Here is a 22,134-nt window from a genome sequence, read left to right as displayed (position 1 = left end):
AGCTTAACGTTCCGAGCAGAACTTCTAACTGGAACTTCGCGAAAACTGGAGCCACGCTGGAGTCATGTTCGGAAGAGTGCTGGTAGCGATGGTCACCCCGTTCACCCCCGACGGTGACCTGGACCTCAAGGGTGCGCAGGAGCTGGCGGCGCACCTCGTCGACAAGGGCGGCGCCGACGGGCTGGTCGTCAACGGCACGACCGGCGAGGCGCCCACCACGACCGACGCCGAGAAGACGCAGGTCATCAAGGCCGTGAAGGAAGCTGTCGGCGACCGCACCCAGGTCCTCGCGGGCGTCGGCACCAACTCCACGCGGCACACCATCGAGCTCTCCCGCCAGGCCGAGGAGAGCGGCGCCGACGGCCTGCTCGTCGTGACGCCGTACTACAGCAAGCCCACGCAGGAAGGCGTCGAGAACCACTTCCGGCAGGTGGCCAACGCGTCCGGGCTGTCGGCGCTGCTCTACGACATCCCCGGCCGCACCGGCACCGCGATCGACACCGAGACGCTGCTCAGGCTGTCGGAGCACCCGCGGATCGTCGGCGTGAAGGACTGCAAGGTCGACCTGCTCGCGACCGCCCGCGTGATCGCCGAGACCGGCCTCGACTACTACTCCGGCAACGACGAGCTGATCCTGCCGCTGTACTCGATCGGTGGCGTCGGCACGGTCAGCACCGTCGGTCATGTCGTCGGCAACGAGATCAAGGCGATGCTCGACGCCTACGACGAGGGCGACAACAAGGAAGCGCTGCGCCGCCACCAGGCGCTGCTGCCGGTGATCACCGCGATCATGACCCGCGAGCCCGGTGCCGTCGCGGTCAAGGCCGCGCTCAACCTGCTCGGCCTGCCGTCCGGTCCGGTCCGCGAGCCGCTCGTGGGCGCCACGCCCGAGCTGATCAACGAGCTGAAGGCCCTGTTCTAGAGGGCGTAGACCCGGCGAGCGGTGTCCCCGAAGATCGCGGCCTGCTCGCCGGGCGTCAGTTCCGACACCAGTTCCCGCGCGGTCCCGAGCCATTCGTCGTAGGTGGCCGCGAGCAGCACGACCGGCCAGTCCGAGCCGAACATGAGCCGCGAAGGCCCGAACGCGTCCAGCACGACCTCGAAGTACGGCCGCAGGTCCGAGATGCTCCACGACGTCCAGTCGGCCTCGGTGACCAGGCCGGACAGCTTGCACGTCACGTTCTCGTGCGCCGCCAGCGAGCGGACCAGTTCAGCCCACTCCCCCGGATCCGTGCCGATCGCGGGCTTCGAGCAGTGGTCCACCACGAAAGCCACGTTCGGCAGCGCCGCCACCGTCCGGCGCGCGGCGGGCAGCTGGTGCGGCAACGTCAGCAGCTCGTACACCAGCCCGTGCGCGCCGACCTGCTGCAGGCCGTGCCAGACGTCCTTGCGGCACAACCACTCCGGGTCCGGCTCGCCCTGCACCTGGTGCCGGATCCCGCGCAGCCACGAGCCGTCAGGGCTGTCGACCAGCTCGGACAACGCCTCGCCGACCCCCGCGGACGTCAGGTCGACCCAGCCCACCACCGCGCCGACGACGTCCGAAGACGCCGCCACGGCGAGGAACTCCGGCGTCTCCTCCGGCACGCACACCGTCTGCACCAGCACGGACGTGGCGACCTCCGGTGCCGCCGCGACGAAGTCGGGCTCCGCGAACGACCTCCGGATCGCGCCCATCGGTGGATCGGTGATCCAGTCCTGGTCGCGGACGGACAGGTCCCACAGGTGGTGGTGCGCGTCGACGATCACGGCGTCGGCACCTCCGCCCCCAGCAGCCCCGACGACTTCAGGTCCTCCCACAGCCCGGGAGGGATCGAAGCCGCGAAGGAGGCCGCGTTCGCCGTCATCTGCCCGGCGTTGCGCGACCCGATCACCACCGACACCACGGCGGGGTGGCCGAGCGCGAACTGGATCGCCACCTCGGGCAACGTCACCCCGTGCCGTTCGCAGACCGCGGCGATGTCCCTGGCCCGCGCGATCAGTCCCGCAGGCGCGTCCTCGTAGTTGTACTTGGCATCGGCGGCCACGACCGGCTTCGACAGCAGTCCGGAGTTGAACACCCCGCACGCCACCACCGACACACCGCGCTCCACGCACGCGGGCAGGAACGACGGCAGCGAAGGCTGTTCCAGCAGCGTGTACCGCCCGGCCAGCATCACCACGTCGACGTCGGTCTCGCGGACGAACCGCTCCGGCATCTCCCACTGGTTCATGCCGACGCCGATCGCGCCCACCACACCCTGCGACCGCAACGACTCCAGCGCCGGGTAGGCCTCGCCGAAGGCCTCGTCCCAGAAGTCGTCGGGGTCGTGGATGTAGACGATCTCCACCCGGTCCGTCCCGAGACGCTCCAAAGAGGACTCGATGGACCGGCGAACACCATCGGCCGAGTAGTCCCGCACACGACGGAACGAACGCGGCACCACGAAACCCTCGTCGTCGAACCCGGACCCGTCGAACGGCTCCAGCACCCGCCCGACCTTGGTAGAGAGGACGAACTCGTCGCGCGGCTTGTCCCTGAGAGCCTCGCCGATCCGCCGTTCCGACAGCCCGAGGCCGTAGTGCGGCGCGGTGTCGAAGTACCGAACACCGCTCTGCCAGGCCGCTTCCACCGCTCCGACGGCTTCCTCGTCGGAGATCGCCCGGTACAGGTTGCCGATCGGCGCGCCACCGAAGCCCAGACGAGAAACAGCGACCTTCACGGCAGCTCCCACACGAGTCGCACAGACGGTTCGGCGCCGGAGTAGTCGTCTTCGACCTCCAGCAGTTCGGCCATCCGAGCCTGCCACGGCACGTTGGCCGGGTGCGAGGCCAGATGTGCCCGCATCGCGCGGTAGTCATCGACCTCGACGAGGTGGAACAGCTCGCGCCCGGAACGCCAGATCCGCCAGGAGTGCACGCCTGCCTCGCGCAACGCCCCGTCCAGCTCGGCCGGGATCGTCGCGTGGACGCGGTCGTAGTCGGCCTCGCGCCCCTCGCGCAGCCGGGTGTGCAACGCCACGGTCTCCAACGCTCACTCCTGCTTCTGCCCGGTGGCGAACCGCGTCACGATCAACGCGAGGATGATCACCGCACCGTACGAGGCCTTGATGTAGAAGCCGGAGACACCCTGCAACCGCAGGATCTGCTCCACCAGCCCCAGCATCAGCACGCCGGACAACGCCCCGAACAGCGTGCCCTTGCCACCGTTCAACGAGATGCCGCCGATCACCGCGGCCGCGAAGACCTGGAAGATCATGCCCTCGCCCTGCGTGGCGGCGACGGACCCGAGCCGCCCGGTCATCAGGATGCCCGCGATCACCGCCAGCACCGAGCCGATGATCAGCACGGTCCACACCACGCGGTCGACCCGGATGCCGGCCGCCCGCGCCGCCTCGGAGTTGCCACCGATCGCGTACAACGAACGCCCGGCGCGCAGGTACTTCAGCACGAAGATGCCCGCGGCGTAACAGACGATGCAGATCCACACCGCCGCCGGCAGCCCGAGCCACGTCGTGGAACCCAGGTACAGGAACGACTCCGGCACGTCGATCAGCGACTTGCCCTCGGTGATCGCGAGCTGAAGACCGCGCAGCATCGTCAGCATGCCCAGCGTCACCATGAACCCGGACAGCCCGACCTTGAGGATCAGGAACCCGTTCAGGCCACCGATCGCGACGCCGATCAGGATGCACAACGGCAACGCGAGCCAGGCCGCGAGACCGACGTCGAGACCGCCTGCCGACGCGGGGATGATCAACGCGACGGCCAGCGCGGGAGCGAGACCGACCGTCGACTCGAGCGACAGGTCCATCTTGCCGACGATCAGGATCATCGCCTGGCCCAGCACCAGCAACGACAGCTCGCTCTGCTGGGTCAGCACGGCGATGAGGTTCGCGGGCGTGAGGAAGATCGGCGACAGGACCGCCCCGATCACCAGCAGGAGGATGATCACCGGGACCAGCGCGAGGTCCTGGTAGCGCGCCAGCCGGAACTTCTGCTTCTCGGGCGCGGCCGGTGCCGGGACCGGCGGTGTGATGGCCTTGGTCATTCCATTCCCTCAATCGCCGAGATCAGTTCCTGGTCACGCCAGCCGCGGCCGAACTCCCGCACGACCCGGCCGTGGAACAGCACCAGCACGCGGTCGCACACCCGCAGGTCGTCGAGCTCGTCGGAGACGACGATCGCGGCCTTGCCCCGACGCGCCTGCGCGTCGACGACCCCGAGCAGCGACTCCTTGGACTTCACGTCGACACCCGCGGTCGGGTTGATCAGCACCAGCACGGACGGGTCGCCGGCCAGCGCCCGTGCCATCACGACCTTCTGCTGGTTGCCGCCGGACAGGTCCGAGACGGGCTGGTCCGGCCCGGCGGCCTTCACGTCGTAGGAGGCGATCGCCGTGCTGCCGGCCGCCCGTTGCGCCGACGGCCACACGAACCCGCCGGCCGTGCTCATCGTCGCGTTCTCCGCGATCGACAGGTCGAGCACGAGTCCCTGGTGGTGCCGATCCCGTGGCACACAGCCGATCCCAGCCCTCAAAGCAGCTGGAACGTCACCACCGCGCACGGCGGCACCGTCCACGGAGATCGACCCGGCAGACGGCTTGCGCAGCCCGTAGACGGTCTCCGCGAACTCGTGCTTGCCCGACGACGCGCTGCCCGCGAGGCCGATCACCTCACCGCGCGTCGCCGCCAGCGAGATGTCCGAGAAGTGGTCCCCGCTCAACGACGACACGGTCAGCACCTCCTCGGCAGAAGAAGGCCGGTCGTCCCCGGAAGGCACGTTCAGCCCGCCGGCCTCACCGGTCATCGCCTCGATCAGGTCGGGCTTGGACATCTCCGCGACCGGCGCGGTGACGACGTGCCGCGCGTCGCGGTAGACCGTCACCGTCTGGCAGACCTCGTAGACCTCCTGCAGGTGGTGGGAGATGAACAGGAACGTCACCCCCTTGTCCTGCAACGACCTCATCCGGTCGAACAGCCGCTCGATCGCCGGGCCGTCGAGCTGCGCGGTCGGTTCGTCGAGGATCACGAACCGCGAGCCGATCGACAGCGCCCGCGCGATCTCGACGAGCTGGCGTTGCTCGACGGTCAGCGTGGACACCAGCGCGTCCGGCCGCACCGCCACGTCGTAGGTCTCCAGCAACTCCGCCGCCTGCAGGCGCAGCCTCTTCCAGTTGATCAGGCCGCCGCCGAGGTCCTGCCGGTTGATGAACAGGTTCTCGGCGACCGACAGGTCCGGCACGACCGTCGACTTCTGGTAGACGCAGGCCACGTGCCGCCGCCAGGCCGAGCGGTCGGCGACGGGCGGCGCGGGTTCGCCGAAGAAGCTCACCTCGCCCGCGTCCGGCACCTGCATGCCGGTGAGGACCGAGACCAGCGTCGACTTGCCCGCGCCGTTGCGGCCGACGAGCGCGTGCGACTCACCGGCGCGAACCTCGATGCCCACGTCGTCCAGGGCGAGCGTCTGCCCGAATCTCTTCGTCACGCCCCGCGCGACGGCCGCGAACTCGGACATCAGATCTGGTTTCCCCAGAACGCCTTGTCGTCGACGTTCTCCTTGGTGATCAGCGGCGCGGGCAGCTGGTCCTCCAGGCGGCCGCCGCCGGTGTCGACGATGGTGGAGTCGTGGTCGGTCGGGCCGGGCTGGAACGTCTTGCCCTCGACGGCGGCCTTGGCGTAGAAGAGCGCCCACTGCGCGTAGAGGTCGGCCGGCTGCGAGACGGTCGCGTCGATCTCGCCCTTGCGGATGGCCTCCAGCTCCTGCGGGATGCCGTCGTTGGAGACGATGAAGATGTGCTTCGGGTCGGTCGGCGGCACGATGAGGTTCTTCTGCCGCAACACCTGCAGCGTCGGCGTGAGGAACGCGCCACCGGCCTGCATGTAGATGCCGTTGATGTCCGGGTGCTGGTTGAGGCGGGTCTGCAGGGCCGCGGACGCCTTCGGGCCCTCCCAGTCCGTCGGCTCCTCGAACACCGTGATGCCGGGGTAGTTCTGCTTCATGCAGGCGGCGAACGCCTCGGAGCGGTCCCGTCCGTTGACCGACGCCAGTGCGCCCTGGAACTCGACGACCTTGCCCTTGCCGCCCAGCTTGTCGCCGAGGAACTTGCAGGCCTTCTCGCCGTACGCCTTGTTGTCCGCGCGCACGACCATGTAGGTCTTGCCCTTGTCCGGACGGGTGTCGACGGTGACGACGGGGATCTTCGCCTTCTCCAGCCGGTCCAAAGTGGATGCAATCGCGCCCGTGTCCTGCGGCGCCATGATGATCGCCTTTGCGCCCTGCGACTGCAGCGACTGGGCGTTGGCGACCAGGTTCTCGACCTTGTTCTGCGAGTTGGTCGGGTTCAGCAGGTTGACGCCGAGGTCCTTGGCCTTCTCCGGGAAGTACTTGATGTAGGAGTTCCAGAAGTCGGTGTCGGCACGCGGGTGGTCGGCGCCGATCGGGCCGACGCCGCCGGCTCCCGATCCGGTGGTCCCGCCACCACAGGCGGACAGTGTCAGAGCACCGGCGAGGGCGAGGCACACCGCGGCGGTGAGGTTGCGACGCTTCATCGTTGAGTTGCCTTTCATCACTGCTGGGGACGCAAGCGCAGGCCGTGCATGCCGCCGTCGACGGCGAGGATCGTGCCGGCGGTGGAACCCGAGAGCGGGCTCGCCAGGTAGGCGATGGCGCCCGCGACCTCGTCCGCGGAGACGAGCCGGCCGTGCGGCTGGCGCGCCTCCAGTGCGGCTCGTTCGGCAGCCGGGTCCGGTGCCGAGTCGAGCAGGCGGCCCACCCACGGGGTGTCCGCCGTGCCGGGGGCGACCGCGTTGACACGAATGCCTTCGCGCACGTGGTCGGCGGCCATGGCGAGGGTCAGCGAGTACACCGCGCCCTTGCTGGCCGAGTAGAGAGCGCGCTGCGGGAGCCCGGCCCAGGCAGCGATGGAGCAGGTGTTGACGATCGCCGCGGACGGCGACCTCCGCAGGTGGGGCAGGGCGGCCCGGGAGACGCGGACCATGCCGAGCACGTTGACGTCGAGCACCCTCGACCACTCGTCGTCGGAGTTGGCCAGCACGTCGCCCTGGGCACCGATGCCCGCGTTGTTCACCACGACGTCGAGCCGTCCGAACCGCTCGACGACCTCGTTGATCGCGGCCTTGACGCTCTCGTCGTCGGACACGTCCGTGCGGATCCCGACGAGCGGGTCCTCCACGCCGGGCTCGAGGTCGAGAGCGACGGCCGTGGCGCCGCGGCTCGCCAGCAGGGTCGCGGTGGCCAGGCCGATGCCGGACGCACCGCCCGTGACGACGGCGACGAGCCCCTCGAAGTCACTCATGGCCGCCCTCCAGCTCCGTCCACACAGGACCTCCGGGGTAGACGTACTCGACCAGCGTTCGGTCCTTCAGCTGGGCGGAGAACCCCGGTTCGGCCGGGGCCAGGTAACGGCCGCGCTCGACCACGGCCGGGTCCAGGAAGTGCTCGTGCAGGTGGTCGACCCACTCGATCACGCGGTCGCCGATCTCCCCGGAGACGGCGACGTAGTCGAAGAACGACAGGTGCCTGACCAGCTCGCACAGGCCCACACCACCGGCGTGCGGGCACACCGGGACACCGAACTTCTTCGCCAGCAGGAGAATCGCGATGTTCTCGTTCACGCCCGCGACCCGGCAGGCGTCGAGCTGGAGCACGTCGATCGCGCCGGCCTGCAGGAGCTGCTTGAAGACGACGCGGTTCTGCACGTGCTCGCCGGTGGCAATCCGGATCGGGGCCAGCGCGTCGCCGATCGCGCGGTGCGCGAGCACGTCGTCCGGTGAGGTGGGCTCCTCGATCCAGTACGGCTGGTAGGGCGCGAGCTCCTGCATCCAGCGCACGGCCGTGTCGACGTCCCAGCGCTGGTTCGCGTCCACGGCCACGCGCACCTCGTCGCCGACGACCTCGCGGGCGAGCTTCATCCGCCGGACGTCGTCGTCGAGGCTGCCGCCGACCTTGAGCTTGATCATGTCGAAGCCGTCGGCGAGGGCCTGCCGCGCCAGTCCGGCGAGCTTCTCGTCGGAGTAGCCCAGCCAGCCCGGCGACGTCGTGTAGGCCGGATAGCCGTCGCGGGCCACGGCCTCCGCGCGTTCGGCCTTGCCGGGCTCGACCTCGCGCAGGATCCGCAACGCCTCGTCCGGCGTCAGCGCGTCGCTGAGGTACCGGAAGTCGACGAGGCTGACGATGTCCTCGGGTGACATCCGGGCGAGGAACCGCCAGACCGGTAACCCGGCGCGCCGGGCGGCCAGGTCCCAGGCCGCGTTGACGACGGCGCCGATCGCCATGTGCGCGACGCCCTTCTCCGGCCCGAGCCAGCGCAGCTGCGAGTCGCCGATCAGCTCGAAGTACAGCTCCGCCAGGGCTTTCGCGTCCTCCGGCACGTCCTTGCCGACGAGGTGCGGCGCCAGCGCCCTGATGGCGGCGGCCTGCACGTCGTTGCCGCGGCCGATCGTGAACGCGAGCCCGTGGCCCTCGGGCCCGTCGTCGGTCCGCAGCACGACGTACGCGGCCGAGTAGTCCGGGTCCGGGTTCATCGCGTCGGAACCGTCGAGCTCGCGCGACGTCGGGAACCGGATGTCGAGGACGTCCAGTGCGGTGATCTTCGGCATCACGCCTGCCCGAGGATCTGCCGCTGCCTGCCGAGGCCCTCGATCTCCAGCTCGACCACGTCGCCGGCACGCAGGTACGGCTTCGGCTCGGGCTGCCCGAGCGCCACCCCAGCGGGTGTACCCGTGTTGATGACGTCACCCGGTCGAAGGACAAGGAAGTGGCTGAGGTAGCGCACGATCTCGGCGATCGGGAAGATCATGTTCTTGGTGGACGAGTTCTGCCTGATCTCGCCGTTCACCCAGAGCCGCATGTCGAGGTTCTGCGGGTCGGCGATCTCGCCGGCGGGTACGAGGAAGGGACCGAGGGGGTTGAACGTCTCGCAGTTCTTGCCCTTGTCCCACGTGCCGCCGCGCTCGATCTGGAACTCGCGCTCGGAGACGTCGTGCGAGAGCACGTACGCGCCGACGCACTCCAGAGCGTCCTCTTCGGACTCGAGGTAACGAGCCGTGCGCCCGATGACGACGCCGAGCTCGACCTCCCAGTCGGTCTTCACGGACCGGCGCGGGACGAGCACCTGGTCGTACGGGCCGATGATCGTGTCCGGCGTCTTGAGGAACACCACCGGCTCACCGGGGATGTCGGCGCCGGTCTCCTCCGCGTGGTCGCGGTAGTTGAGGCCGATGCAGATGATCTTGCCCGGATGCGCGAGCGGAGGCCCGACGCGCAGGTCCGCGGTGTCCAGGACCTCCAGCTCACCGGCGTCGAGGGCGGCCCGCACGCGCGCCACGCCGTCGTTCGCGAGGAACGACCCGTCGATGTCCGGGGTGATCGGCAGGAGGTCGTACGTGATCCCGTCGTCGGTCCTGACCGCAGGACGCTCATCGCCGACCGGCCCCAGGCGCAAGAACTGCACGGCCGTTCCTCCTCTGCTCACACGCACGAAATACATCGGATGTATAGCCCCGCGAGACCACCTGCGTCTAGGGCTTGGCGTGAAGTCGTCCGATGAATAGGAGGAGTTGGACATGCATCTGTTGACCACGTCTCTCCTGGTGGGCGCACTGCTCGCGCCGGTCGGGCCGAGAGAGGACGTCACCGTCTTCGTCGAGCTGACGTCGGCCGCTGCGGTCGATTCGGGCAGCTCGGCGCAGGCCCGGTCCGCCCGCGACAGGACCTCGGAGCACGCCTCCCGGGTCGTGTCCCGGTCCGGTGGCCGGGAAGTCGCCCGAACGAGCAACGCGGTGCCCGGCGTCGTGCTGTCGGCGGACCGAACCCGGCTGGCGGCGCTCTCGCGCATGCCCGAGGTCCGGGCGGTCCACCGGATGGTCCCCAAGAAGCTCACCAACGCGCACGCCGTCCGGCTCACCCGGACGTCCGAGGTGTGGAAGTCGCTCGGCCGCTTCGGCGAGGGCGTGCGGGTCGGCGTGATCGACACCGGCATCGACTACCGGCACGCGGACTTCGGCGGCGGCACGTTCCCGAACGCCAAGGTCGTCGGCGGCTACGACTTCGCGGGTGACGACTACACCGGCACGACCGGGGCGATCCCGGAGCCGGACGCCGACCCGCTCGACTGCGACGGCCACGGCACGCACGTCGCGGGCACCGCGGCCGGGTACGGCGTCAACGCGGACGGCTCGACCTACCGCGGTTCGTACTCGTCGGTCGACCTCGACGCTCTGAAGATCGGACCGGGTACCGCACCTCTCGCGTCGCTCTACGCGCTGAAGGTCTTCGGCTGCGAGGGCGGCACGAACCTGACCGCGAAGGCGCTGGACTGGGCGCTCGACCCCAACGGCGACGGCGACTTCTCCGACAAGCTCGACGTGGTCAACCTGTCGCTGGGCAGCGATTTCGGTGCCCCGGACGACCCCGACTCGCTGTTCGTGCGCAAGCTCGTCGAGCACGGCGTCGTCGTGGTCGCGGCGGCCGGCAACGGCGGTGACTTCTACGACGTGTCCGGGTCACCCGGCAACTCACCCGAGGCGATCTCGGTGGCGAACAGCCGCGACTCGTTCTCGATGCTGGACGGGCTGGAGGTCGGCGGCAGGAGGCTGGCCGGGCAGTACAGCCAGAACTTCAAGGACGACTTCGACCTCACGCGGCCCGTCGTGCGCCTCTCGTCCGGTGTGGACGGTTGCCAGCCGATCTCGGAGTCGCTGGCGGGCAAGGTCGTCTGGCTGGAGTGGGACGACAGCGACGCCACGCGGGCCTGCGGGTCGGGTGCCCGCACGGACAACGCCTGGAAGGCCGGGGCGGCCGGCGTGCTGCTGCCGACCACGCTGCCCGTGTTCGCGGCCGGGATCGCCGGGAACGCCCACATCCCGGCGTTCCAGATGACGGCGGCGGCCTCCCGCGAGCTGCGACCGGCGTTGGAGGCCGGGACGCTGACCGTGCGCCTGACCTCGTCGTTGAAGGTCGCGGTGCCGTCCATCGACCCGTCGATCGCGGACACGATCACGCCGTCGTCGTCGCGCTCGCGGTCCTCGATCGCGGTGGCCGCGCCGGGTGACACGATCTTCTCCGCCGCGTCCGGGACCGCGTCCTCCGGTGTCTCGCTGGGCGGCACGTCGATGGCGTCACCGCACGTCGCGGGCATCGCGGCGCTGCTGCGCGAGGTCCATCCCGAGTGGACGGTCGCCGAGGTCAAGGCCGCGCTCATGAACACCGCGTCCGGCGTCGTCCGGGACGCCTCGGGAGTGCGCGAGGCGCCGATGCGGGTGGGTGCCGGCCGGGTGGACGGCCTCGCCGCGCTGTCGGCCGACGTGCTGGTGCTGGGCGACGCGTCGTTCGGCACGGTCGAGGCCGCCGGTCCGACGTCTGTCCGCCGCGAGTTGCGGCTGGTCAACAAGGGTGCGCAGACCGTGCGCCTGAACGCGGGCTACGAGCCGATCACCACCGTTCCCGGGGTGTCGGTCCAGGTCGTCAAGCCGTACGTCGTGCTGCGGCCGGGCGGCTCGGAGTCGGTGCCCGTGAAGGTGCGGATCTCGGACCCCTCCGCGTTGCGCAAGACGCCCGACCCGACGGTCTCGCTGGACGAGGGCCGGCAGTTCCTGGCGGAGGCGTCCGGCCTGGTGACGTTCACGGGCGACCGCACGCTGCGGGTGCCCGTGTACGCGGCCCCGAAGCCGGTGTCGCGCCTGTCGCTCGCCGGTGGCAGGGTCGCCGGACGCGGCCTCGACCAGCCGGGCTACCAGTCGCGGATGACCGTGCTGACCCTCGGCGCGCGCTCCGACCGGCTGCCCGACTGCGGTCCGGACGTGCAGGACGAGTGCGCCGTCAACCGCACCGCCCGCGGCGGCGACCTGAGGTACGTGGGCGCGACGGCGACGAACGACCTGCTGGCGTTCGGCGTCGCGACCTGGGACACCTGGGCGAACCTCGGCAGCAACACCGCGCCGGAGGTGCGCTTCTCGGTCGGCGGCAAGGACTTCGTGACCACCGCCGTGAAGCCGACCAGTCCCGAGGGCGACGTGACCGCCGACGTCTGGCTCGCGCGGACCGTCGTGGCCGGATCGGACGAGGTCGTGGACGAGCAGCCGTTGAACGGCTTCGACGGATCGACCGACACGAACCTGTTCGACAGCGACGTCGTGGTGCTGCCGGTCTCCCGCGCGGCGCTGCCATCCGGACCGGTGACCTACACCGTTGGCGTGCAAAGCCGTTACACCGGGCCCGCGGATCCGGACGACCTGGTCGACGTCGCCCCCACCGCGACCTTCGACTACGGCTTGACCGTTCCCGCACTGTCCACTGTGGTTCGTCCGGGTGATCCGGTTCCGTCCGGATCGTTGGTGTTGTTCCACCACAACGCAAGCGGTAACCGCGCTTTCGTGAGGTGACACCCGGTTGGGCGTGCCTAAGGCAGATGTCTCTCGGCATACTCCGCTTATGGATCTGGTCGTGGGACTCGACGCTGGCGGCACGTCGACCAGGGCGTTGGTGCTCGATCTCGACGGCGCCCGCCTGGGCCAGGGCCTGGCGGGCGGCGCGAACCCCAACTCGCACCCGCCCTCCGTCGCCGCGGGCCACATCGGCGAGGCCCTGGTGGAAGCCCTGGACGGCCTCGACTCCCGCAAGGTCCGCTCCGGCGTCCTCGGCATGGCGGGGGCGTCGAAACTGGCGGACCCGGCGGTCGCGGCGCTGTTCCAGGAGGCGTGGGAACGCGCGGGCCTGCACTGCCCGATGCGCGTGGTCACCGACAGCGAGGCCGCCTTCGCCACCGGCACGTCGTCCCCGGACGGCACGGTCCTGGTGGCGGGCACGGGTTCCATCGCGGGCCGCATCGCAGGTCACCGCATGGTCGCCCAGTCCGGCGGCTACGGCTGGCTGATCGGCGACGACGGCTCGGCGTTCTGGCTGGGTCGCGAGGCCGTCCGCGCGACCCTGCGGCTGCTGGACCTCGACGCACCGCTGGAAGGCCTGGCCACCGCCGTGCTGACCGCCGCGGGCGTGCGCAACCGCGGCCAGCTGATCAACGCCGTCAACGACCGTCCGCCCATCGCGCTGGCTCGCTTCGCTCCCCTGGTCAGCTCCGCCTACCACCACGGCGATCCCGACGCGCTGACCATCGTGGCCTCGGCCGCCCGCCTGCTCGCCGACACGGCCACGGCGGTCCGCGAGCCGTCCGACACCTCGCCGATCGTGCTGGTGGGCAGCCTGATCAAGACACCCGTCGGCACGCACCTGAAGCAGGAGCTGCTCACCCGGTGCGCCGCTCAGGTGATCATGGCGACGGAGGGTGCGGCGGGTGCCGCGTGGCTGGCGGCCGTAGACGTGCTGGGACCGGACGCGCCGAGGCCGAGCCGTTCCTGACGCCTGGGGATCGGCTCGTCAGGACGCCAGCAGCCTCCCCGAGTGCGGCGTCCGTTCGTGGTAGGCCCGCACGAGCCCGGCGTGCACGCCGTCCACGTGCTCGGCGGCGTCGTCGTTCCACACCAGCGTGATCCGCCGGTGCACCGGGTTGCCGATGATCGGCTTGAGCAGCACGCCCGGCGGGTCGTGACCGGGGAAGAACCCCGCCACGGCACCGGTCGACCGCACGAGGTCGGCCGCCGCCACCGGGTCGGCGCCGAAGTGCGCGCACCGCGGCGTGAACCCGACTGCCTCGCAGGCGAGTTCGAGGTTGAGCCGCCCGCCGTGGTTCTCGTCCAGCACGACCCACTCCTCGCCGGCGAGCTCGGACAGCAGCACCTCGCTGCGCCCGGACAGCCGGTGACCGGCCGGGACGCCGACAAGCATGCGTTCCGTGACGACACCGCGAAGGCCGACCGCCGCCGGGATCCGCAACGGGGTGCGCGGGAACTCCACCACCAGCGCCAGGTCCAGCTCACCCGTGCGGACCAGTTCCAGCACGGTGTCGCCGCCGCGTTCGACGTGCGTGGTCTGCGGCAGGCTCGGCAGCACCTCGCGCACCACCCCGACGAGCAGCGCGGTCGGTGAGCCCGTGACGCCTCCCAGCCGGATGCCCGAGTCACCGCGGGCGGCCAGCTTGTGCGAGGTGGCGAGCAGGTCGTCGAACCGTTCGACCAGGTCCTGGGCCCGCAGCACGACGTGGCGACCGAGTTCGGTCAGCTCGACGCCGTCGGTGCGGCGCAGGAACAACGGCCCGCCGAGACTCCCCTCGATCCTGCGCACCTGCGCGGTCAGCCCGGCCTGCGCGATCTTCAGCTGGGAGGCCGCCCGGCTGATGCTCCCTGCACGCGCCACGGCGAGCACAACGTGCAGATGTCTCAGCTCCATTCGCACTGACGAAGCCTAAGGCAGTGAACGGGACACAAAATCGGCCACGCGGGTGTCACCGGGTGACGCTCCGTGCACGGTTGCGCTGTCAGGCCGATAACTCCGGAGTTATCGGCATCTCACACCTGCCGCTGCGCGCGTGACCTGCCCCAGGCTTCTGTTGACCACCAAACGACCGCAGGGGTGTGAGCGCCATGAGGAAAGCGTTGCGACTGCGACGCCTTTCCCGTCCGCACGACGACAGGTACCTCTTCGTGCCGTTGGACCACAGCGTTTCGGACGGCCCGGTGGTGCCGCGCGACCGGTGGGAGGACCTCATCCGGTCCGTCGTGCTGGGCGGGGCCGACGCCATCATCGTCCACAAAGGACGCGTGCGGATGCTGGACCCGGCCGTGCTCGGCGGGTGCGGGCTGGTCGTGCACCTCAGCGCGGGCACGGCACACATGGCCGACGCCAACGCGAAGGTGCTCGTCGGCGAGGTCGACGAGGCGTTGCGGCTCGGCGCCGACGCGGTGAGCGTGCACGTCAACATCGGCTCGGACACCGAGGCCCGCCAGCTCACCGACCTCGGCACGGTCGCGGCGGCCTGCGACTCGTGGAACGTCCCGCTGGTCGTGATGGCCTACGCCCGCGGCCCGCGCGTCGGCGATCCCCGCGACCCCGCGCTGCTCGCGCACGTCGTCAACATCGCGGCCGACCTGGGCGCGGACATCGTCAAGACGAACCTCGCGCACACCCCGGAGGACATGGCGGACGTCGTCGCGAGCTGCCCGGTTCCTGTTGTGGTGGCAGGGGGTCCCGCCTCCACGACCAGCCTGGCGGGCCACGCGCGTTCCGCGATGGCCGCTGGCTGCGCGGGCCTCGCCGTCGGACGGCGGGTCTTCACCTCTCCCGCGCCGCTGCCGCTGGTCGCCGAACTGGCGTCGATCGTGCACGCCCCCACCGACGCAAGCCTCATCCACGCACTGACAGCTTTGGAGAACCGGTGAAGTTCGCCTGGATCGACCTCAGGACCGTCCCGGAAGCGCACCGCACCGCCGTGGTCGACGCGGCCGTGCACAGCCGTGTCGCCGGAGTCGTCGCGGACGATCCCGCCCTCCTCGACGGCCTCCCGCCGACGATCACCCGAGTGCTGCTGGTGGACTCCCCGCTCGACAGCCCGCACCTGGTGATCACGCCGGTGGACGACCAGGACCGGCTCGACCGGCTGCCGTCGCGTTCGGCGTTCGTGACGGTCAGCGACGACCGCACCTTGAAGCTCGCCTGCGCCGCGGCGGAACGGCTCGACCACACCGTCGTCCACTTCACCGACCCGACGAAGATCCCGCTGGAGATCGTGATCGCGGCTGCGGACGGCGCTCCGGGCAAGCTGATCACCGTCGTGCACGACCTGGTCGAGGCCGCGATCGTCCTGGAATGCCTGGAACACGGCTCCGACGGCGTCCTGATGGCCCCCGCCGACGCGACCGAGGTGTTCAAACTGGCGCGACTGCTGGAGGCTTCCTCCCCGCCGTTGAGTCTGACCACGCTGACCGTGGAATCGTTGACCCACAACGGACTGGGCGACCGCGTCTGCGTCGACACCGCCTCGCACTTCGCCGAGGACGAGGGCATCCTGGTGGGCTCGTTCTCCTCCGGCTTCGTCCTCTGCTGCAGCGAGACGCACCCGTTGCCGTACATGCCGACGCGCCCGTTCCGCGTCAACGCGGGCGCCCTGCACTCGTACGTCCTCGGCCCGGCGAACCGCACGAACTACCTGTCCGAACTGCGGTCCGGCAGCAAGGTCCTCGCCGTCAACGCCGACGGCCGCACCCGCGAACTCACCGTCGGCCGCGCCAAGCTCGAGTCCCGCCCGATGCTCACGATCACCGCCCGCTCACCGGAAGGCGTCGTGGTCGACCTGATGGTCCAGGACGACTGGCACGTCCGCGTCCTCGGCCCCGGCGGCAAGGTGCTGAACGTGACCGAACTCCGCCCCGGCGACGAACTCCTGGGCCACATCGCCTCCGAACAACGGCACGTGGGCCTGCCGATCGGCGAGTTCTGCAAGGAGTCCTGACATGCGCGCGTTCACCAGCGGCCTCCTGCACCGCCACGACGACTCCACCCCGATCTTCAGCCACCGCAACACAGTCACGCACGGCCTGCTGCGCGCCGACGTGCTGGCGCACGCTGAACGTTTTGCCGCCGTGGGAATCGGTGACGGCAGCACGGTCGCCGTCCAGGTGCCACCGAGCTTCAGCCACCTGGAGGCCGTGCTCGCACTGTGGACCCTCGGCGCACAGGTGATCTCGATCGACCACCGCCTGCGGCTTTCTGAGGCCCACGCCCTGCACGCGTTGACCCGCCCGCAGTTCCTCGTGCACCCGAGCGGCGAGGTGGCCCAGGGCTTCCAGGAGCGGTACGGCCTGGTGGTCTCCCCGGTCGACGGCGCCCCCGCCTCGTCCGCGCACCGCCTGGTGCAGTTCAGCTCCGGCTCGACCGGCCGCTCCAAGGTGATCGGCCGCAGCACCTCCTCCCTGGTCGACGAGGTGGCGCGCTTCGAGGCCTGCGAAGGCGTGCCCCGTTCCGGCGAACGCCTGCTGCTCCTGAACTCCCCGGCCCACAGCTTCGGCCTGATCGGCGGCCTGCTGCACTCCCTGGCAGCAGGCGTGCACCTCGTCTTCGCCGCATCGCCCGCCGCCACGGACGTCCAACGCCAGGCCCGTGCCTTCGAGGTCGACTTCGTCACCGGCCTGCCGTTCCACTTCGACCTCCTCGCCTCCTCCCCCGACCGTTCCGCCCTGGGTTCCGCACGGGGCGCGTTCGCCGGCGGCGAGCTCATGCCGCAGGAGGTGGCCTCCCGTTTTCTCGCCGAGTACGGCTTCCCGGTGGGCGAGTGCTTCGGCACCACCGAGACCGGTGCCCTGACCATGGCCGTCAGCGGCACCGTCCGCCCGTCGGTAGGCCCGCTGATGCCGGGGATCACCGCCCGCGTGCGCGACGGCCTGGTGGAAGTGGCCCTGCCGGAAACGCCCTACCTGTCCTCGGACGACCCGTCGCGCTACTCCGGCGGCTGGTTCCGCACGGGCGACCGAGGCGAGTTCACACCGTCCGGCGAACTCCGCCTGCTGGGCCGCGCCGACTCGCTGGTCGTGGTGCGCGGCAACAAGGTCGACCTGACCGAGGTGGAACACGTCCTCCGTGGACACCCGCTGGTGACCGAGGCCGTGGCTCTGGGCCCATCGGAAATCCGCGCCTACGTGGGCACGTCGAGTTCGGCACTCACCGCTGATGCCTTGACCGAGTGGTGCACGGAAAGGCTGGCGGAATTCAAGCTCCCGCAGCACATCCACGTGATGGACACTCTTCCGCGCACTCCCACCGGCAAGATCGTCCGCAGCATGGAGCCGCTCCATGCGTCCTACCTTCAGGCACATTCGGCTGGGAACAATGGCGCGAAATGAGTTGCCAGCCCTAGTTTCCCCGCATGCCCAAAAGATCGTCCAGCGTGGCGGGGCGGGAGTTCGGTGCGGGCGTTCGCGCGATCATCGCCCGTACCGGGCTGACCCACCGCCAGCTCGCCGAACGCCTCGGCTGGCAGGAAGCCAAACTCTCGGACATGACCCTCGGCAAGGGCGGTGTGTCCGAGGTCGAGGTCCAGATCCTGCTCGCCTACTGCCAGGCCACCGTCGAGGAACGCGAGTACCTCCTCGACCTGTTCCGGGAATCGGGCAAGGCCTGGCTCCAGATGCCCGACGACGGCCTGCCGGACCAGGTGCGCACGCTGATCGACCAGGAACGAGACGCTGAGGAGATCATCGACTGGTCGATGATCCTCGTGCCAGGCCTGCTGCAAACACCTGAATACGGGTACATCGTCACCGAGCACGCCCCCTCGGTGGAGACGGAGAACGTCCCCAGGGTCGCCGCGGCCAGGGCCGCGCGGGCGAACATCCTCGAACCAGGCCGCAAGTTCACGTTCTTCGTGCACGAGCAGGCGCTGTGGCTCCAGGTCGGCGGCTTGGAGGTGTGGCGGGAGCAACTCGCCCACCTGCTCCGGATGTCGGTGCGGAAGTACATCAGCATCCGGATCATTCCGCGCTCAGCCGGAATGCACGCGGGCACGGCCGGCGATTTCCGGATGATGAAGTTCCCGAAGTACCCGCCGGTCGTCTACGCCGAAAGCGTCAACTACTGCCTGTTCTTCGACGACCCGGACACCATCAAGATCCACGAGGAGATCCTGAACTCCCTCGCGGCAATCGCCCTGACTGAGGAAGAATCGAGGGCGGTGATCGACAACATCTTGGAGGGTCTCCAATGACCACCTGGCGCAAGAGCAGCTTCAGCGGCGGCGGCAACAACTGCGTCGAGGTCGGCCACGGCATCGGCATCCGCGACAGCAAGGCGCCGACAACCCACCTCCCGCTCACCGCCGAGGCCTGGTCAGCGTTCCTGCGCTTCGCCCGTTTCCCCGGCAAAACGCAGTAACTCTCGGTAGCGTGCCTCTCACGCAAGTGCAAGGGGGCCCGCATGACCGATCCGAATCAGCTCATCGAGGACTACGAACAGCGCACCGCCGCGTTGCTCGAACAGGCCGAAGAGGCCAAGGCTCAAATCGCGAACCTGACAGGCGCCGCCACCAGCTCGGACGGCGCCGTGACGGTGAGCGTCAGCGCAGGGGGTGCGCTGCTCAGCCTGTCGTTCGGCACGAAGGCCGACGAGATGCCCAAGGACCGCCTGGCGGCCCTCGTCATGTCCACGGCCAAACGCGCCCAGGCCCAGGCGGTCGGCCAGATCACCACGATCATGGCCCCGCTCATCGGCGACAACAGCGAGGCCATGCAGTTCGTCCAGTCCCAGATCCCGCCGATCGACGTCCCGGACGAGCCCGAGCCCGCCGCGCCACGCCAGTTCGTGGTGAACGAGGAGCAGCAGGACGCGGCCGCCACCCAGCCACCGCCTCCGCCGCGTCCGGCCCGGCGTCCCGTCGAGGACGACGACACGGACTTCGACCAGCGCAGCGTGTTCAAGAAGGAAGGTGGCTGGTGATGTCGGGCTTCCACATCGACCTCCAAATCCTCGACGTCCACCGGCGAGAGCTGCAGGCGCTCATCAGCGGACTCCCGGACGCCAAGGCTGCGGGGGCCGACAACGTCGGGAACTTCGAGGCCTGGGGCCTCGCTGGTCAGCCCTTCGCGCTGCTGATGAACCAGTGGACAGGAGACGCCAGCGAGTACGTCGACGCCGTCAAGGAGGCGGGGGACGTGTTGGTCCAGCGGTTCGCCGACATGTGCAAGACCTATGCCGACCAGGAAGAAGCAGCTGTTCAGATGTTCCAGAAGCTCCGCCATGGTCTGGACGGGGGTCAGTCGTGAGCGAGCCCGGCCCGAAGAACATCGGTGAGCTGAACCCGCTCAACGCGACCAGAGAGCCCGAGAGCGACGGGGTGGAGGTCTTCTCCAACTTCGACAGCCCGACTCAGGCTTGGGACGCGGCGGGCATCTTCAGCAGCTCCGCGAACCTGGTCTACGACGGCATCAAGGGTGACTGGACCGCCGTCTTGGGTGATGCGGCCGGCTTCGGCATGGACCTGCTCGGGTTCGTGACGAACCCGCTCGGCAGTCTGCTGTCGGCCGGGATCGGCTGGTTGATCGAGCACATCGCGTTCATCAAGGAAGCGCTCGACATCGTGGCGGGTGACCCGGACGCGGTCAACGCCATCGCCGAGACGTGGACGAACATCGCGAAACGCATGCAGGAGACCGCGGACAAGTACACGAGCACACTCGGTGCGCTGTCCGGAGCGCAGGGTCCTGCGATCGACGGCTACCGCAGGGCCGTGCAGGACTTCTCGAACGTCGTGGCAGGGGGCGCCAGTCATGCCACCTCCGCCGCTCAGGCGATGACCGTCGCCGCATCCGCGGTGGGCGTGGTCCGCGGCGCGATCCGGGATGCCATCGCGACCTTCATCTCGAACGCGATCATCAAGTTCGCCGCCGCCACCGCCTTGGCACCGGTCACCTTCGGCGCATCCGAGGCGGCGTTCATCGCCGACACCGTTGCGCAAGGCGCGATCACGGCGGGTAAGAACGCCAAGAAGGTCAGCAAAGTCGTCAAACAGCTCGAGAAGGTGTCGGAAGAAGCCAAGAACTCGCGCGACATGCTCAAAGGCACGACGAAGAACTTGAAGAAGACCGTTACCGACTACAACCGTGACGCCGCAAAACACGCCAACAAGGCTCTGCACCTCGCCAAGAAGGCCGAGGCCGGCAAGCTGGACGCCGATGACGCCAAGCGGTTGAGAGAACTCGGCGAGCGGGGCGAGGAGTTGATGGGCGACAAGAAGAAGGTCATCGACGACCTTGTCAACACCCGCGCCGACAACCTCCGCGACCGCATGGGCACCGGCGACCCGCGCTTGAAAGACGCCTCTGACGTGCTCGAACGGGAGCTGAGCCCCAAGATCTTCGGTCACGAGATGCCGTTCTCGGTGCCGAACTACCCCAAGGTCCTCGGAAACGCGGTCGTTCAGGAGTGGAGCGACCAGACGCACCGCGAAGCGGATGCCGAGGTCAAGCAGAACGACAAGGACGAGGCCTGGCGCGACTACTGGGAGGGCCAGCGCACGAACGTGGAACAGCCGAAGGCGTTCAAGCGCTTGGAAGGCGACCTGTGACCGAAGTGCTCGTTCGCAGGGCGAGCGGGTTGTTGCTGATCTTCCTGGCGGCCGCGGCGCCCGTCGTCGCCGCCGCTCGGCTGTCCGAGTGGGAAAACTCGCTCGCCGCGAGGAAGTCGGTGGAGCCGCTCGGAATCGGCGAAGTCGCCGTCGTCGGCACCCTGCTGTGGGGAATCATCCTCGTGGGCCTCTGGTGGCACTGGCGACGCGTGACGATGTGGCCGATCTGGTCCCGCTGGGCGTCGGTGACCGGCCTGTTCGCCGCGTTCCTCGAATCCGCGCAGCTCGCGGGCGACCGGGGCAAGCCCGTCGCGCTCGTCATTTGGCTGGGACTGGTCGTTCTGTGCTGGGCGCTGGGCGAGGCCGTGCGTCTCGTCACGACACGCCCCGTCACACCCGGCCTGATCACGTCGAAGCTGGAGATCCCCTTTCCCGTCCGGGATCTGAAGGCGAGGCTGTGCGTCCGGGCCGACCGCCTCGTCCTGGACAGCCTCGCTTCGCGGCGCAAGCGCTCGCGCGACGTCGCCGCCATCCCGTGGACGGCGTTGCGCTCCATCGAGCTGGTCGAGGTCGAGCAGGAGATGACCTGCACGGTGTTCCTGTTCTCGGGAGGCAGGGAGCCGAACTCCCGGCAGTACGACATCCGGCCGGGTCCGGCACTGCACGTCATCGGCACGGCGCGCGAGCTTCTCGTTCCGGTGACCACACGGACCGGCCGCACCGTGCTGGCGGCGGTGGAGGCGAGATCTGCGGGAGTCGAACCCGACCAGGAACAGCCGGCATTCGACGCCTGGTGCCGCAGCGCCGGCGTGTCCCGATGCGACGACGAGCAGCCGCGCGGCGGCAGGCGGTACGCCACTGACAGGCGGCCCTATGTGTTGGGAGTCATCGGAGCCTTCCTGCTGGCGCCGCTGTTCATGCTCTGCGGGACCTACCTGTCACTGCTCACCGGATCCGAACGCATGCAGAGGCAGTTCAAGGTGTTCAACGGCGTCATCGACCCCATCTGGGTCGCGACGCTCGGAATCGGCTCGATCGTGTTCCTGTACCTGCTGAACCGCTTCGTGATCCGGTCCTTCTTCGACGCCATGAAGACCCAGGACTTCATCGAGGCCTTCCCGGAACCACCACCTCCGCCGCCCAAGACCGGCACGGTGCCCGGCTCCGGCGAGAAGCGGAAGAAGCGCTGA

The 22,134-nt window shown here is 69.4% G+C and carries 22 protein-coding genes; 12 read left to right on the top strand and 10 right to left on the bottom strand.

The features are described 5' to 3' along the window. Positions 1 to 64 precede the first annotated feature (64 nt). Positions 65 to 922, top strand: coding sequence for a 4-hydroxy-tetrahydrodipicolinate synthase (gene dapA, locus BMY74_RS02180; protein WP_089908545.1), 858 nt, complete (start codon positions 65 to 67; stop codon positions 920 to 922). On the opposite strand, the gene BMY74_RS02175 is transcribed toward dapA, so the two are convergent. From BMY74_RS02175 to BMY74_RS02135, 9 genes are read right to left on the bottom strand one after another with little or no spacing between them, the layout of a single operon-like run. Then, complete coding sequence (locus tag BMY74_RS02175; RefSeq protein WP_089908542.1) at positions 919 to 1,749, bottom strand: amidohydrolase family protein; 831 nt, start codon at positions 1,747 to 1,749, stop codon at positions 919 to 921. The two genes, dapA and BMY74_RS02175, sit on opposite strands and share 4 nt — an antisense overlap. After that, positions 1,746 to 2,702: an aldo/keto reductase gene (locus BMY74_RS02170; RefSeq protein ID WP_089908540.1), complete on the bottom strand. Its 957-nt coding sequence runs from the start codon at positions 2,700 to 2,702 to the stop codon at positions 1,746 to 1,748. The genes BMY74_RS02175 and BMY74_RS02170 overlap by 4 nt, the downstream gene beginning before the upstream one ends. Then, positions 2,699 to 3,001: an L-rhamnose mutarotase gene (locus BMY74_RS02165; RefSeq protein WP_218159514.1), complete on the bottom strand. Its 303-nt coding sequence runs from the start codon at positions 2,999 to 3,001 to the stop codon at positions 2,699 to 2,701. The genes BMY74_RS02170 and BMY74_RS02165 overlap by 4 nt, the downstream gene beginning before the upstream one ends. 12 nt (positions 3,002 to 3,013) lie before the next feature. After that, positions 3,014 to 4,030: an ABC transporter permease gene (locus BMY74_RS02160; RefSeq protein ID WP_089908535.1), complete on the bottom strand. Its 1,017-nt coding sequence runs from the start codon at positions 4,028 to 4,030 to the stop codon at positions 3,014 to 3,016. Next, positions 4,027 to 5,496: a sugar ABC transporter ATP-binding protein gene (locus BMY74_RS02155; protein WP_089908532.1), complete on the bottom strand. Its 1,470-nt coding sequence runs from the start codon at positions 5,494 to 5,496 to the stop codon at positions 4,027 to 4,029. Before BMY74_RS02155 ends, BMY74_RS02160 begins: the two co-directional genes overlap by 4 nt. Further along, positions 5,496 to 6,530, bottom strand: coding sequence for a sugar ABC transporter substrate-binding protein (locus BMY74_RS02150; protein WP_089908529.1), 1,035 nt, complete (start codon positions 6,528 to 6,530; stop codon positions 5,496 to 5,498). Before BMY74_RS02150 ends, BMY74_RS02155 begins: the two co-directional genes overlap by 1 nt. Before the next feature lie 17 nt (positions 6,531 to 6,547). After that, on the bottom strand, positions 6,548 to 7,297 hold the full coding sequence (locus BMY74_RS02145) for an SDR family NAD(P)-dependent oxidoreductase (protein ID WP_089908526.1): 750 nt from the start codon (positions 7,295 to 7,297) through the stop codon (positions 6,548 to 6,550). Continuing rightward, positions 7,290 to 8,600 carry an enolase C-terminal domain-like protein gene (locus tag BMY74_RS02140; RefSeq protein ID WP_089910300.1) on the bottom strand — a complete coding sequence of 437 codons (1,311 nt, stop codon included), beginning with the start codon at positions 8,598 to 8,600 and terminating at the stop codon, positions 7,290 to 7,292. Before BMY74_RS02140 ends, BMY74_RS02145 begins: the two co-directional genes overlap by 8 nt. After that, positions 8,600 to 9,454, bottom strand: a complete 855-nt coding sequence (locus BMY74_RS02135; RefSeq protein ID WP_089908524.1) for a fumarylacetoacetate hydrolase family protein — start codon at positions 9,452 to 9,454, stop codon at positions 8,600 to 8,602. The genes BMY74_RS02140 and BMY74_RS02135 overlap by 1 nt, the downstream gene beginning before the upstream one ends. 112 nt (positions 9,455 to 9,566) lie before the next feature. Between BMY74_RS02135 and BMY74_RS45980 the strand changes: the two genes are divergently transcribed. Both BMY74_RS45980 and BMY74_RS02125 read left to right on the top strand, forming a co-directional pair. Further along, on the top strand, positions 9,567 to 12,383 hold the full coding sequence (locus tag BMY74_RS45980) for a S8 family peptidase (protein ID WP_089908521.1): 2,817 nt from the start codon (positions 9,567 to 9,569) through the stop codon (positions 12,381 to 12,383). Between the two features lie 49 nt (positions 12,384 to 12,432). Beyond that, positions 12,433 to 13,356: an N-acetylglucosamine kinase gene (locus BMY74_RS02125; RefSeq protein ID WP_089908519.1), complete on the top strand. Its 924-nt coding sequence runs from the start codon at positions 12,433 to 12,435 to the stop codon at positions 13,354 to 13,356. 18 nt (positions 13,357 to 13,374) lie between these two features. Here the strand turns inward: BMY74_RS02125 and BMY74_RS02120 are convergent, their stop codons facing one another. After that, positions 13,375 to 14,283 carry a LysR family transcriptional regulator gene (locus BMY74_RS02120; protein WP_089908516.1) on the bottom strand — a complete coding sequence of 303 codons (909 nt, stop codon included), beginning with the start codon at positions 14,281 to 14,283 and terminating at the stop codon, positions 13,375 to 13,377. Between the two features lie 194 nt (positions 14,284 to 14,477). On the opposite strand from BMY74_RS02120, the gene BMY74_RS02115 reads away from it, so the two are divergent. The 9 genes from BMY74_RS02115 to BMY74_RS02075 are packed head-to-tail and all read left to right on the top strand — an operon-like array spanning position 14,478 to position 22,134. Next, the gene (locus BMY74_RS02115; protein ID WP_089908513.1) at positions 14,478 to 15,272 is read left to right on the top strand and encodes a 2-amino-3,7-dideoxy-D-threo-hept-6-ulosonate synthase; all 795 of its coding nucleotides are present in this window, start codon (positions 14,478 to 14,480) and stop codon (positions 15,270 to 15,272) included. After that, a complete protein-coding gene (locus tag BMY74_RS02110; RefSeq protein WP_089908510.1) occupies positions 15,269 to 16,342 on the top strand; it encodes a 3-dehydroquinate synthase II family protein in 1,074 nt (357 codons plus the stop codon). The genes BMY74_RS02115 and BMY74_RS02110 overlap by 4 nt, the downstream gene beginning before the upstream one ends. A gap of 1 nt (position 16,343) precedes the next feature. After that, positions 16,344 to 17,729 carry a class I adenylate-forming enzyme family protein gene (locus tag BMY74_RS02105; RefSeq protein ID WP_089908507.1) on the top strand — a complete coding sequence of 462 codons (1,386 nt, stop codon included), beginning with the start codon at positions 16,344 to 16,346 and terminating at the stop codon, positions 17,727 to 17,729. Between the two features lie 23 nt (positions 17,730 to 17,752). Then, positions 17,753 to 18,589 (top strand): helix-turn-helix domain-containing protein, encoded by an 837-nt coding sequence (locus BMY74_RS02100; protein WP_089908504.1) that lies wholly within the window; start codon positions 17,753 to 17,755, stop codon positions 18,587 to 18,589. Then, positions 18,586 to 18,756, top strand: coding sequence for a DUF397 domain-containing protein (locus BMY74_RS02095; RefSeq protein ID WP_089908501.1), 171 nt, complete (start codon positions 18,586 to 18,588; stop codon positions 18,754 to 18,756). Before BMY74_RS02100 ends, BMY74_RS02095 begins: the two co-directional genes overlap by 4 nt. A 42-nt stretch (positions 18,757 to 18,798) precedes the next feature. Next, complete coding sequence (locus tag BMY74_RS02090) at positions 18,799 to 19,317, top strand: YbaB/EbfC family nucleoid-associated protein (RefSeq protein WP_089908498.1); 519 nt, start codon at positions 18,799 to 18,801, stop codon at positions 19,315 to 19,317. Further along, the gene (locus BMY74_RS02085; protein WP_143091413.1) at positions 19,317 to 19,643 is read left to right on the top strand and encodes a hypothetical protein; all 327 of its coding nucleotides are present in this window, start codon (positions 19,317 to 19,319) and stop codon (positions 19,641 to 19,643) included. The genes BMY74_RS02090 and BMY74_RS02085 overlap by 1 nt, the downstream gene beginning before the upstream one ends. Beyond that, complete coding sequence (locus tag BMY74_RS02080) at positions 19,640 to 20,944, top strand: hypothetical protein (protein WP_089908493.1); 1,305 nt, start codon at positions 19,640 to 19,642, stop codon at positions 20,942 to 20,944. The genes BMY74_RS02085 and BMY74_RS02080 overlap by 4 nt, the downstream gene beginning before the upstream one ends. Next, positions 20,941 to 22,134 (top strand): hypothetical protein, encoded by a 1,194-nt coding sequence (locus BMY74_RS02075; RefSeq protein ID WP_089908490.1) that lies wholly within the window; start codon positions 20,941 to 20,943, stop codon positions 22,132 to 22,134. The genes BMY74_RS02080 and BMY74_RS02075 overlap by 4 nt, the downstream gene beginning before the upstream one ends.

This window comes from Lentzea albida (assembly GCF_900111005.1).
Classification (GTDB): Bacteria; Actinomycetota; Actinomycetes; order Mycobacteriales; family Pseudonocardiaceae; genus Lentzea; species Lentzea albida.
Note: the sequence above shows the minus strand (reverse complement) of the source record. Positions and strands in the feature narration are given on the sequence as shown.